Genomic DNA, 12,399 nt, shown 5'->3' on the forward strand with positions numbered 1-12,399 from the left:
TTAGAACCCGGCCTTCAAGGTGGCGAAGAATTGCGCGGGGGCGCCGACCAGCAGGGTCTGGGCGTCGCCGCTATTGCCGAAGCCGCCCGAACCGATCGTGCCGATATAGCGCTTGTCGAGCAGGTTGGTCGCGTTGAGCTGCAACTCCAGATTCTGGTTGAAGCGATAGCCGACGCTGGCATCCACGATCACCCGGCCCGGTACCGATTGATCATTGGTGTAGGTATAATAGCGGCGCGACATATAGTTGACGCCGATCCGCCCGAACGCGCCCTCATGGTCGTAGCTGATCTCGGCCCGGGCGATATGCTTGGGGCTGTCGACCACAGTCTTGCCCTTGATCGGCGTGACGGTGCCGCTGGCGTCAACCACATCGTCGCGATAGGTCGAATCCGTGTAGCTGTAGGAACCATAGAGGCTGAAACCGCGGCCGAGCGTCAGCGTGCCTGCCGCTTCCACGCCGATTGCGCGGACATTACCGACATTCTGAAGGGCGGATGCGAAGCCCTGAATGGGGCTGCCGACCTGCACCGCGAGGAGACGGTTGCGGAAGTTGACCAGATATGCGCCAATCACGCCGTTGAAGATGCCGTCATGATGACGCAGGCCCAGTTCATAGGTGTCCGACGCTTCGGGTTTCAGGCTGCCCTTGATCGCGTCGAAGCCGGCCTGGCTGGTCGAGAAGGGGCCGGTCGTCGTCGCGCTGGCGAAGGCGCGGGTCGCCTGGGTGAACCCGCCGAAAACTTCCGTCTGCGGGGACAGTTCCACCGCGAAACCGGCATGCGGCTGGAACCAGTCCTCCGCCTTGATGCGCCCCTCCGGGAAGCTGGCCTTGACGACGGCATCGGCTTCGTTCGTGACCTTGAAGCCCTTCCAGCCCAGGTTGATCTTCACCATGCCAAGGTCGATCTTGTCCTGGACATAATATTGGGCGGTGTCGGTGGTGAAGTCGAATTCCCACTGCGTTGCAAAGGGATTTGTCGGATAGTCGCGGAAGTTGAGGCCCGGCTCGGTCCGGCTGGCGAACGCATAGAAACGGCGGGCCTGGTTGAACCTGTTGTTCTCATACCAACCGCCGACGGTGAAATTCTGTATGCCCAGCGCGAAGTCGACGCTGCCGAAGACGCCGATCCGGTCCATCTCATATTCGGTGGTGCGAACCGACATCGGCACGCCATTGGGACTGGGTACATAGGGCGTCGCCCACAGGCCCATGCCCTTATTGTGGTGGTAATAGCCCTTGAGCTTGAAGCTGGCCTGTTCGCCCAAGGGTGCGGCGATGCCGACCGCGCCCAGCCAGTCCTTGCGCAGGCCGGCGGCATCATAATAGGCGTCGTCCGCGCTGGTGACGTTGCCGGGATAGACCTGCCCCGTGGCGACCAGCGCCCCGCTATAGTCGTAGCGCCCATCGGGGAAGGGCGACCCGCCGCTGTTGCTGACCCGGTCCACGTCGTTGAGGCGGCTGGCATAATCGATCGCGCGGGCATAGTCGGGATAGGTGTTGTCCCAATTCCAGCCGAGCCGGCGGATCATGGACATCGACATGTCCTGATAATCCTGTTCACGCCGGTCGGAATAGCTGAGCCAACCGTCGACCGTCACGTCACCGACCGGGATCACGACCTTGGCATTGCCCATATGCTGGTCCTGCGTGCCATTGCCCTTATATTTGTCGGTCGAACCATAGGCATAAGAGGCATAGCCGCGGATGCCGTCGCGGCGGCCCAGCGCCAGGCGGGCGAAGGCGCGCCAGGTTTCATTGCTGCCATAGGTAAGGTTGCCCTGGCCAGCCAGCGCGCCGCCGCTCAGATAATCGGCCGGATCGGCGGAGAAGGTTTCCACAGTGCCGCCCAGCGCATTGGTCGCCTGGGTGCCGATGGAGCCGGCCCCCTGCGAAACGCGCACATTGCCGATATTTTCAGAACTGATGGCGCGGGTGATGTGCAGGCCATTATGGTTGCCATAGCTCATGTCGCCCAGCGGAATGCCGTCGAAGGTGAAGCCGAGCTGATTCTGGTTGAAGCTGCGGATGGTGACGCGCTGCGACCATTCATAATTGCCGAACGGATCAGCCGACTGGAAATTGACGCTGGGCAGCTTTTCGATGGCCTTCAGCGGGTTGGTGCCGGGCGTCAGCGTGACGATGTCCTGCGCCTGGATTTCCTGAACCTGACGGGTTTCGCCCCGGCCGAAGACGATGATGTTCGCATCTTCGGCTGCTGCTTCCGCCGCTGATGGCGCAGGCGCGGTTTCCTGCGCGAAGGCTGGCATGGCGATCATGGCCGTGGAGGCCATCAGCAAGGTTGTGGTGATACGCATGTGAACTTCCCCTTTTTCCGCAATCGTGGATTGGGGGGCGCCCTAGCGGCTCAATGTTGCACTGCGATGTGGAGTGTTTGACGGGAGGGAGACGTTTCCGTGACGGTGCTGTCACAATGCCGGTGCATGCATGGCCCGGCAGTGACGGCGTGAATTTCCCTAACCCTCGCGAGCGACCTGGAACCCGGCAAAGGACTGGGTGACCGGCATGAGTTCGATGCGATTGAGATTGATGTGGGGCGGCTGGCTGGCGACCCAGAACAGGGTTTCGGCGATATCCTCCGCCGTCATCGGATTGGCGGCCCCATAGAGCGCGTCCGAAGCCGCCTGGCTGCCGGTGCGGACCAGGGTGAATTCGGTTTCGACCATGCCCGGCTCGATCGACGTCACGCGCACGCCGGTGCCATGCAGGTCAGACCGCAGCCCCAGAGAAAACTGGCTGACGAACGCCTTGGTGCCGCCATAGACATTGCCGCCCGTATAGGGATAGGTCGCCGCGACCGAGCTGATGTTGATGATCGCTCCCCTGCGCGCGATCAGGCGGGGCAACAGCTTGTGGGTGATGGTGACCAGGCTGGTGACATTGGTGTCGATCATCTGGCGCCATTGGTCGAGATCGGCCTGTTGTGCGGGCGCCGTACCCAGCGCCAGTCCGGCATTGTTGATCAACAGGTCGACATCGGCAAAGTCCGCGGGCAGTTCGGCCAGGGCGGCGTCGATGGCGCCTTCGTCGCGCATGTCGAAGCTGATCGCATGCACCTTTTCCTCGCCCAGTTCCCCGACCAACGCCTCCAGCCGTTCGGCGCGGCGGCCAGTGACGACCACCTTCCATCCGGCAGCGACAAAGCGCCGCGCGGACGCGGCACCGATGCCAGCGGTTGCTCCGGTGATCAGCGCCGTTCCTGCCATGCTTCATTCCATCCTGTCAGCCAATGACGGGGGATGTAAGCCGATTTGCGGCAATGCCAAGCGCCATTTGTCAGGCAATGGTCACGACGCGCGCATGTCCCTTCCGGTCGAGCGGCTTCACCACGACCTTGTCGCCCATCCGGTCGAAGGCGATGTCGACCGCCGCGTCCCCGAGGCGCAGGCCGTAGAGCGTCAGCTCGTCGATGAAGCGGGGCAGGGTGGGGTCGCGCAGGGCGATCTCTGCCCCTGCGACATCGAAGGTCAGGCCCAGGCTCGACTGGATCAGCGACAGGGGCGCCGCCGCGGACCAGGCCTGCGGACTGCACGCCACGGGGTAGAAGGTCGGGCCCTGCGCCCGCCGCCGGGGAAAGCCGCAGAACAGCTCGGGCAACCGCATCAGGTCGACATAGGTCGCGGCGGCGAACAGCCCTTCGAAGATCTGCGCCGCCTGCGCGCGATAGCCATAGCGGGAGAAGCCTGCGGCGATCAGCGCATTGTCATGCGGCCAGATCGATCCGTTATGGTAGCTCATCGGGTTGTAGCGCGCCTCTGTCGAGGCGATGGTCCGCACGCCCCAGCCGGAAAAGGAAGCGGGCGCCATCAGTGTGTGTACCACCATATCCGCGCGCTCTTCCCTGGCGAGTCCGGTGAACAGCACGTGTCCGGCATTGGAGGAGCGGACGCGGCACGGCCTCTTTTCCCCATCCAGGGCCAGCACATAGGTGCCGATCCCGGCGTCGAAAAAGGCGGCGTCGAACCGGTCTCGCAGATCGTCCGCCCGCGCCCGATGGTTCAGCGCCTTGTCCCGGTCGCCCAGCGCAGTGAAGATCGCCTCCGCCGCCCGCCAGGCGCCGTAGACATAGGCCTGCACCTCCGCCAGCGCGATCGGGCCGCGCGCAATGGTGCCATCGGCGTGGAAGACCGAATCATGGCTGTCCTTCCACCCCTGATTGACCAGCCCCTGATCGGTCAGTCGACCATATTCCACGAAGCCGTCGCCGTCGCGGTCGCCATGCTCGTCTATCCATCTGAGCGCAGCCTCGACATTTGGCAGGATGGAGGCGATGAAGCCGCCGTCGCCCGTTCGTTCCAGATAGGCGCCGGCCAGCATGACGAACAGCGGCGTCGAATCGATGCTGCCATAATAATGGCGGAAGGGGACTTCCCCCAGTTCCGCCATTTCGCCATGGCGCACTTCATGCAGGATCTTGCCCGGTTCTGCATCGGCGGCGGCGTCGTAGGCGGTCGCCTGGTTCGCGGCCAGATAGCCCAGGACTCCCCGACTGATCGCCGGGTCCAGCCATAGCGTCTCCAACGCGGTGATGATCGCATCGCGCCCGAACACAGTGCTGAACCACGGAATGCCGGCATAGGGATAGGGCCCATATTCGGTGTCGGTCGACAACATGGTAATGTCGGCGACGGATCGCCGTGTAACCTCGTTGAACAACTGGTTGGATGATATGATGGTCGCCCCGCGCGTACGCGCCTGTTTCAACGCCTGCATCGATTCGCGCAGCGTCTTGAGGAAATGCTTGGACAGGTCACCTGCCGGCTCGTCGTCCCGCGGTTGACAACAGATGAGCAGGTAGAGCGTGCGCCGCTCACCGGGCGGAACGCTCACCTCGAACCGCGCCCGGCTTTCCGTCAGAATCTGCGGCGCCGGGTCGAAGCACAGCAAGGTTTCGCGCCGCATGTCGTCGCGCCCGTCATAGCCAAGCCGTACGGACCGGGGGCCAATCACCGGCTCACGCATGGTTCCGCGCCGCAGCCGGGTCATGCCGCGTATTTCGAACAGGTCCGCAAAATCAGCGGCGAAGCTGATATTCACCTCCACCGTGCGGACTTCGGTGTCGAAATTGCGGATCGTGATCCGTTCATGGACCGCACCTTCCCACAGGAAACGGGTGCGACGCAGGTGGATGAGATCATGTTCCACTGCCACTTGTCCGTCCTCGCCCGTGAAATCGGGATTGGTAAGGTCGCAGGTGAGCATCGCGTTATCGTCGCGAAGGCCTGAACTGAGCAGGATCGGCCGGGTGTCGTTGATGGTGAGATAGAGATGCGACAAATGCCGGGTGTCGCGATGATACAGCCCTTCCGGACTGCCCGGACCCGCGATCGCGTCGCCGCTATGGTCGAAGACGGCGAAGCTGTCTCCATGTTTCAGCGTTCGGGGGCGTCGCTCATGGAGCGACGCCGTCGCCGGAATGAAGAATTGCGTTTGCGCCTGCGACAGCGCCTGTCCTGGATTGCCGGTACCGGGGTCCATGGCGCCGGGATCGACATTCCGGACCGGAGGGGTCGGGTTTTCCGGCTGCAACTGGCTTGCCGTCATGCCTCTCTCCTGATCTTATCCCACGGCCTGAAGTTCCGAACCTTCGCCGCGTAACCGGCGCAGCATCGCGGCCTGCGTCCGCGCACCGGGAAGATCGTGATAAAGCTGAACATAATCGGCGGCCATCCGCTCTGCCGTGAAGCGTGCGTCAAAGGCGGCGCGTACCTTCGCGCGGTCGAGCTCGTGGAGCCTGTGGACCGCCTCGACTGCTTCGTCCTCGCTTTCGACGATATAGCCCGACCGGCCATGGTCGATCACTTCCGGGACGGACCCGCAGCGAAAAGCGATGACCGGGGTGGCGCAGGCCATGGCCTCTATCATCACCAGGCCAAAGGGTTCGGGCCAGTCGATGGGAAACAGCAGAGCGCTTGCACGGCTCAGAAATTCCGCCTTCTGCGCCTCGTTGATCTCCCCGACATAGTAGACATTGGGATAACGCTCGATAAGCGGTGCGATCTCCTGCTCCCAATAGGCGCGGTCCACCGCGTCGATCTTCGCCGCCATCCTGAGCGGCAATCCCGATCGCGCGGCGATGCGGATGGCCCGGTCGGGGCGCTTTTCCGGCGAAATCCGGCCAAGAAATGCGAGATAGCCCTCGCCCTGACCGATGCGGGGCAGCAGCAGGTCGGCCGGCAGGCCGTGATGGATGGTCCTCGCCCAGTTCACCGGCGGCATCGGCAGCCGCTGATGGTCGGAAATGGACACCAGGCTGTGATCGGGAAAGGCGCGGTAGAAGGCGGGAAGATCAGGCAGGTCCAGCCGGCCGTGCAGCGTCGTCACGCAGCGGCCGAGGAAATCCTGCACCAGCGGCATGTGGATGAGGTCGATGTGGAAATGCAGGGCGTCGAATTCATCCGCCCTACGGCGCACCGCGTCGAGCAGGATCATATGGTAGGGAATGGGATCGCGCACGTCCGGATTGAGCCGCAGCGCCATGTCGGTCACCGGCACCAGTTCCGCCTGGGTCACCGAATCGCCGCTGGCGAACAGCGTCACCTCATGACCCTGCCTCACCAGTTCTTCGGTCAGATAGGACACGATGCGTTCGGTGCCGCCATAGAGGCGCGGCGGCACGCTTTCGGCAAGCGGAGCGATTTGTGCGATTTTCATGGTCGGGGGCATCCCTTTCGTGAAGAGAGCGCCTCCACCGATCCCCCGACCTGCGATGGGCGCCCATCGTTAAAAGCGTGAACGGCCTGCAGGTTGCATGGCCATTGCGCTTTCATGTCAGGATTTTTCCGTTGGGTGAGCCTGCTCGGCCGGTCGCCGGAAAGCGCCCGTCCGCATCATTTTCCAAGCCGCTGACTTCGGTCTGACATAGTCGCCACCTAGGAAAGCCTCAGCGAGAATCTGGCTGGCCGGTCCGAAGAGGGGGCGGACATGGCCTTGGAATATGGAGAGCGAGTTGACGATCCTCACGATCGATTTCGAGGCGTCGTGCCTGCCCCGGCATGGCCTGTCCTATCCCATCGAAGTCGGCATAGCCTGCAATGGCAAGGCGCGAAGCTGGCTGATCCGGCCGCATGACGATTGGGCGGGCTGGCATTGGTCGGCCGAGGCGGAGGGGCTGCACGGCCTGACCCTCGATCGGGTCTTCCGCGAGGGCCTGCCCGTCGAAACCGTGCTGGCGGAATTGACCGATGCCTGCGGGAAATCGCGGATGGTGGCCGACAGCATGATCGACCAATATTGGCTCGACACCCTGGCTGATGCGGCAGGGCAGGCCACGCCCTTCCTGATCGACCATGTTTCGCTGCTGCTTGACGAACATCGCGCAAGCGAGCGGCAGATCATGGATGCGGTCGCCTTTGCCGACGCGCTTCACCCGCAACGTCACCGGGCGGCGAGTGATGCGCTATGGCTGTCGTCACTGCTGGAACATGTCGCCAGTCACAAGGTCGAGGCTCCCATCCTGATGCGCATGGCGTGACAGATCGGCCATCGGAATAGATGGTGGGGAAGGATACGGGTCGCGCCTCATGTCCTCCCACCCGCCTGGGTCGGAAAATGCTTGAGCAACAATTTGTAACGCTCGGCAAATTTCGGAGACATTCAGTCCGCCTAAAGCCTGATGACCATTTCCGGTTGTCAGGGAGAAGGCTCCATGTTGCTCATTCTTGCGTCCAGCGCGGCGGCGCTCGCCGTCGCCACGCCAATCCACAGCGCTGAAATCGCCCATGCATCGAACGCCTATCAGGCGCGCTACGAAACCGAATCGACCGTCCGCTTCCGTGAGGTCGAATCGCGTTTGGCCAATCGTCCGTCCATGCCGGTATGCCGCTGGCAGGCCGAACTGGTGGTGAACCGCGACGTCGCGACGCAGGGTCGCACGCTGGCTGCCGTCGCCAAGCCGATCCACCGCTTTGCTCCGCTGTCGGGCAGCCATGCCGGCAGCTGCACTGCCGCCCGCGATGAAATCCAGGCGGAAGTCGCGCGCCATCACAGCGCCCGTGCGGCCCAGGCCGTAGCCGTGGCGCAGCAGGACCGTGCCGTGTTGCTGGGTGAACTGGACGGCATTCAGGCACTGTCCACAAAGGGTTCGTAACCCGCGAATGAGTCCACCGCTCATTTTGATCGCGGAGGCCCAGCGGGATGCGCGCCACGACGTGCGCCAGTCGCTGGAGGAGAACGGGTTTCGGGCCCTCGCCGCTGCCTCCGCGAACGAAATCTGGAATGCGATAGACAGCATGCCCGTTGGAGCGGTCGTGCTGGATGCTGCTTTGCGTGGTCCGGACGGCATGGATCTGTGTCGCGACGTGCGCGAACGCAGCGACGTGCCGATCATCCTGGTCGGCGCCAACAGCAGTGAGGTCGACCGCGTGGTCGGGCTGGAACTGGGCGCCGACGATTACATGGCGAAGCCCTATTCGACGCGCGAGCTGGCCGCCCGCCTGCGCGCCGTGCTGCGGCGGGGACGCAGCGAACGAGCCCTGGGCGCGCGCCGCCCGGCCGAGGCGCGGTTCGAAGGATGGGTGGTGGATTCCTCCCGGCGCGAAGTTCTCGATCCCGACGGTGCGCAGGTCGAGTTGACCGCAGCCGAATTTTCGTTGCTTCTGGTTTTGCTCGATCATCCGCAGGTGGTGATCGCCCGTCCGCGCCTGATGGAACTGGCCGGCGTGCGCGACACGCCATCCTCCGACCGCAGCGTTGACGTGCTGGTCAGCCGGTTGCGGCGCAAGCTGAGCCATGGCGGCCGGCCCGCGCCCATCGTTACGGTGCGCGGCGGCGGATATATGTTCAGCGCCGAGGTCGACCGGCGCTGATCCACCCGGGCGCGGCTGAATGTTTCTCTTCCATTGCATTGATTCTGCGGCAAAATCGGACGAACCGCGAGCTTGATCGCGCTTTCCATCGCTCAGACATATTATTTAACAAAGCCGCTGCGACGCAGCAAAAACGCTTCCCTATTGTGCATCCTCAAGGCCGGTCTGCCCCTGACCGGTCACCAGACAAGAAGGATGCAACGACATGAACGATCTGATCGGTCGCGTCTTCAGCTTCGAAAGCCATGTCTTTCCGAACCAGAGCGCGCTTTACAACCGCCTCGCCAGCGATGGGCAGAACCCCAAGGCGCTGATGATCTCCTGCGCGGACTCGCGCATCGTGCCGGAACATATCATGCAGGCTGATCCGGGCGACCTGTTCGTCTGCCGCAATGCCGGCAACATCGTGCCGCCCCATGCAACGCAGAATGGCGGCGTGACCTCCACGGTCGAATATGCCGTCATGGTACTGGGCGTGCGCGACATCATCGTGTGCGGCCACAGCGATTGCGGCGCGATGAAGGCGCTGTCCACCAATGCCGACCTGAGCGCCATGCCCAATGTCGCCGCCTGGCTGCGTCACAGCCATGCCGCGCAGAAGGTCTGTCGCGAAAGCTACCCCGCCGATCTCAGCGATGCGGAGAAGCTGCGCAACATGGCACTTGAGAATGTGGTGGCGCAACTCGCCCATCTGCGCACCCATCCGTCCGTTGCGTCGGGCATTGCCCGCGGCGAGATCGCCCTGCACGGCTGGTATGTCGATATCCATGCCGGCCACGTTCTGGGCCTTGACGGCGAGACCGGCCGTTTCCTGCCTCTGCGTGAAGGTCAGCCGCTGCCCGTGGCGCTGCCCCACGCCAAGCGACTGGCGGTCGACATCGCCTATGCCGAGGCCGCGGAGTAAACCCATGCTCAAGGCATTTTCCGGCGGTACCTTCAGCCGCGACTTCACGGCCTCCATTGTCGTCTTCCTGGTGGCGATGCCGCTCTGCATGGGTATCGCCGTTGCTTCCGGGGTGCCGCCGGAAAAGGGTCTGATCACGGGCATGATCGGCGGTCTGATCGTCGGCCTGCTGGCGGGTTCGCCCCTTCAGGTCAGCGGCCCGGCGGCGGGCCTGGCGGTCATCGTCTTCGAAATCGTGCAGAAACAGGGGCTGTCCGCTCTCGGGCCGATCCTGATCCTGGCCGGTGCCATTCAGGTGATTGCAGGGCTGCTGCGGGTAGGCGGCTGGTTCCGCGCGATCTCGCCCGCGGTCGTGCACGGCATGCTGGCGGGTATCGGCGTGCTGATCGTCGTCGGCCAGTTTCATGTGCTTTTCGACGACAAGCCGCTTTCGAGCGGCCTTGCCAATCTGGTCGCCATGCCAGGGCAGATTTTCGGCCTCAGCAATCAGGACGCAGCCACCGCCTTCGCGGTCGGCCTCGTCACCATCGGCGGCATGCTGGGTTGGGAGAAGCTGCGTCCTGCCTCGATGAAGCTGCTCCCGGGTGCTCTTGTCGGCGTGGTGCTGGCGACCCTGGTCGCCTTTTCCCTCGGCTTGCCCGTCGCGCGCGTCGTGGTGCCGGAATCGATCGTCTCGGCCATTTCGCTGCCGGGCGATAACCTGGTCCAGCAGCTCCTGAATCCGACGACCATCACCACGGCCATCGCCATCGCCTTCATCGCCAGTGCCGAAACGCTGCTGTCCGCGGCGGCGGTCGACAGGATGCATGACGGCGTTCGCACCAACTACAACCGGGAGCTCAGCGCACAGGGCGTGGGCAACCTGCTCTGCGGCGTGGCGGGTGCATTGCCGATGACTGGCGTGATCGTCCGCAGTTCGGCCAACGTCCAGGCCGGCGCCCGGACGCGGTTGTCGGCGATCCTGCACGGCGTCTGGATTCTGGGCTTCGTCGCCCTGCTCCCCTGGTTGCTGCGCGAAATTCCCATGGCGGCGCTGGCAGGCGTCCTTGTGGTCACCGGCGTGCGTCTGGTGAGCGTCGACCATGTAAAGCATCTTCTCCACCGCTATGGCCCGCTTCCCGCCGTGGTGTGGGCGGCGACGCTGATCTGCGTCGTGGCGACTGACCTGCTGACCGGCGTTCTGGTCGGCATCGGCCTCTCGCTGCTGGAGCTTCTGCCCCATGCCCGCCGTCTCCGGTTGAGCGTGGACGAGGAAAGCCGCGAAGAAGCGCATGAAGTTGCACTGCACGGCACGGCCACTTTCCTCAACCTGCCGAAGCTGTCGGCCAGGCTTGAGGGGCTTCCTTCCGGAAGGCTCGTCATCCTGAACGTCGAGCGCCTGAGCCATATCGACCATACTTGTGCGGAAATGGTCCGCGAATGGGTGGACCGTCGTCGGGGTACCGGAGCGCAGGTCGAACTGTTCGGCGCCACCGGCCGCATGCGCCACCTCGCCGCCTGATACTACCCCCTCGTCAGGCGTCGAACGAGCCGCCGCATCGCTCCTGAAGCGATGCGGCGGTTTATTTATGATATATATTAGAAACAATATAGAAATATTAGGAAATCCAAAAGACAATAATCGTGTTGCAGGCAACACAGTGACGACATTCCTTCTCGCAGGTGCGAAAAGTCGTTTCCCCATTTGGCATAGTCCTCATAACCTGCCTGCGATCCGCCGTACCGACGACGACAACACAAAAGATCTTCGGACGAAATGGACGCAGGACGGAACATTCTTGCCTAAAAGGGGAATGTTCATGAAGTATCAGATTGCCTGTGCCGCACTTGCGCTGCTTTCCAGTGCTCCGGCTTTCGCTCAGGAGGAGCCGGCAGGCCCCGTCACCGTTACCGGCAGCGTCGGCCTGGTGTCCGACTACCGCTTCCGCGGCGTATCGCAGAGCGACCGTGGCATGGCCATTCAGGGCGGTATCACGGCAACGCATGAAAGCGGCTTCTACATCGGCACCTGGGGTTCGAACCTCGGCGGCTGGGGTCGTTTCGGCGGCGCCAACATGGAACTCGACCTGGTCGGCGGCTATTCGACGTCGTTGGGCGAGGGCACGACGGTCGATGTCGGCCTGACCTGGTACATGTATCCGTCGGGTGCCGACAAGACGGATTTCGCTGAACCCTATGTGAAGCTGTCGCACCAGTTCGGCCCGGTCAAGGGCCTGGTCGGTGTCGCCTACGCTCCCAAGCAGCAGGCGCTGGGCAATTGGCAGAGCAGCGCATCCAGCGGCATCGACAATCCGGGTGACAAGGAAGACAATCTCTATGTCTGGGGCGACGTCAATGCCGCCATCCCCGACACTCCCGTCACGGTGAAGGCCCATCTGGGTTGGTCGGACGGCAATCCGGGCCTTGGTCCCAATGGCACTTCGATCGCTCCTACCGGCAAATATCTCGACTGGCTGGTGGGCGCCGACTTCGCCATTCCCGGCACGCCGCTGACCGTTGGCGTGGCCTATGTCGACACCGATATCGCGCGCGTGGAGGAAAATTATCTGCGCCCGAACTTCATGGTCAACGACAGCAAGGATTTCGGCAAGTCGATCGCGCGCAGCACGGTCCTCTTCTCGCTGACCGCTGCTTTCTGATCCCTTGCGCCGGGCCTGGTGGACCCA

Annotated in this window: 10 protein-coding genes; 6 read left to right on the forward strand and 4 right to left on the reverse strand. The window is 63.3% G+C overall.

From position 1 onward, the window contains the following. From ACN9MX_RS17180 to ACN9MX_RS17195, 4 genes are all read right to left on the reverse strand, one after another. Nucleotides 1–2,319, reverse strand: coding sequence for a TonB-dependent receptor (locus ACN9MX_RS17180; protein WP_363829767.1), 2,319 nt, complete (start codon nt 2,317–2,319; stop codon nt 1–3). 159 nt (nt 2,320–2,478) lie between these two features. Continuing rightward, nucleotides 2,479–3,228: an SDR family NAD(P)-dependent oxidoreductase gene (locus ACN9MX_RS17185; protein ID WP_363829769.1), complete on the reverse strand. Its 750-nt coding sequence runs from the start codon at nt 3,226–3,228 to the stop codon at nt 2,479–2,481. A gap of 70 nt (nt 3,229–3,298) precedes the next feature. Beyond that, a complete protein-coding gene (locus tag ACN9MX_RS17190; protein WP_363829772.1) occupies nt 3,299–5,566 on the reverse strand; it encodes an amylo-alpha-1,6-glucosidase in 2,268 nt (755 codons plus the stop codon). Nucleotides 5,567–5,581: 15 nt separating this feature from the next. Then, nucleotides 5,582–6,676 (reverse strand): glycosyltransferase family 4 protein, encoded by a 1,095-nt coding sequence (locus tag ACN9MX_RS17195; RefSeq protein WP_363829774.1) that lies wholly within the window; start codon nt 6,674–6,676, stop codon nt 5,582–5,584. Nucleotides 6,677–6,959: 283 nt separating this feature from the next. Between ACN9MX_RS17195 and ACN9MX_RS17200 the strand changes: the two genes are divergently transcribed. From ACN9MX_RS17200 to ACN9MX_RS17225, 6 genes are all read left to right on the forward strand, one after another. Further along, the gene (locus tag ACN9MX_RS17200; protein WP_363829776.1) at nt 6,960–7,496 is read left to right on the forward strand and encodes a hypothetical protein; all 537 of its coding nucleotides are present in this window, start codon (nt 6,960–6,962) and stop codon (nt 7,494–7,496) included. Nucleotides 7,497–7,670: 174 nt separating this feature from the next. After that, nucleotides 7,671–8,111, forward strand: a complete 441-nt coding sequence (locus ACN9MX_RS17205; protein ID WP_363737303.1) for a hypothetical protein — start codon at nt 7,671–7,673, stop codon at nt 8,109–8,111. 7 nt (nt 8,112–8,118) lie between these two features. After that, nucleotides 8,119–8,829, forward strand: a complete 711-nt coding sequence (locus ACN9MX_RS17210) for a response regulator transcription factor (RefSeq protein WP_133652844.1) — start codon at nt 8,119–8,121, stop codon at nt 8,827–8,829. A 205-nt stretch (nt 8,830–9,034) separates the two neighbouring features. Beyond that, nucleotides 9,035–9,733: a carbonic anhydrase gene (locus ACN9MX_RS17215; protein WP_363737301.1), complete on the forward strand. Its 699-nt coding sequence runs from the start codon at nt 9,035–9,037 to the stop codon at nt 9,731–9,733. Between the two features lie 4 nt (nt 9,734–9,737). Then, the gene (locus ACN9MX_RS17220) at nt 9,738–11,234 is read left to right on the forward strand and encodes a SulP family inorganic anion transporter (RefSeq protein ID WP_363737300.1); all 1,497 of its coding nucleotides are present in this window, start codon (nt 9,738–9,740) and stop codon (nt 11,232–11,234) included. 292 nt (nt 11,235–11,526) lie between these two features. Continuing rightward, nucleotides 11,527–12,372, forward strand: a complete 846-nt coding sequence (locus ACN9MX_RS17225) for a TorF family putative porin (protein WP_363737299.1) — start codon at nt 11,527–11,529, stop codon at nt 12,370–12,372. Nucleotides 12,373–12,399: the final 27 nt, after the last annotated feature.

The sequence above is a fragment of the Sphingobium sp. R-21 genome (assembly GCF_049913335.1).
Taxonomy (GTDB): domain Bacteria; phylum Pseudomonadota; class Alphaproteobacteria; order Sphingomonadales; family Sphingomonadaceae; genus Sphingobium.

Excerpts from the sequence above, each read along its gene's own strand:
- ACN9MX_RS17180 (WP_363829767.1), bottom strand. The coding sequence starts at position 2,319 with ATGCGTATCACCACAACCTTGCTGATGGCCTCCACGGCCATGATCGCC.
- ACN9MX_RS17185 (WP_363829769.1), bottom strand. The coding sequence starts at position 3,228 with ATGGCAGGAACGGCGCTGATCACCGGAGCAACCGCTGGCATCGGTGCC.
- ACN9MX_RS17190 (WP_363829772.1), bottom strand. The coding sequence starts at position 5,566 with ATGACGGCAAGCCAGTTGCAGCCGGAAAACCCGACCCCTCCGGTCCGG.
- ACN9MX_RS17195 (WP_363829774.1), bottom strand. The coding sequence starts at position 6,676 with ATGAAAATCGCACAAATCGCTCCGCTTGCCGAAAGCGTGCCGCCGCGC.
- ACN9MX_RS17200 (WP_363829776.1), top strand. The coding sequence starts at position 6,960 with ATGGAGAGCGAGTTGACGATCCTCACGATCGATTTCGAGGCGTCGTGC.
- ACN9MX_RS17205 (WP_363737303.1), top strand. The coding sequence starts at position 7,671 with ATGTTGCTCATTCTTGCGTCCAGCGCGGCGGCGCTCGCCGTCGCCACG.
- ACN9MX_RS17210 (WP_133652844.1), top strand. The coding sequence starts at position 8,119 with ATGAGTCCACCGCTCATTTTGATCGCGGAGGCCCAGCGGGATGCGCGC.
- ACN9MX_RS17215 (WP_363737301.1), top strand. The coding sequence starts at position 9,035 with ATGAACGATCTGATCGGTCGCGTCTTCAGCTTCGAAAGCCATGTCTTT.
- ACN9MX_RS17220 (WP_363737300.1), top strand. The coding sequence starts at position 9,738 with ATGCTCAAGGCATTTTCCGGCGGTACCTTCAGCCGCGACTTCACGGCC.
- ACN9MX_RS17225 (WP_363737299.1), top strand. The coding sequence starts at position 11,527 with ATGTTCATGAAGTATCAGATTGCCTGTGCCGCACTTGCGCTGCTTTCC.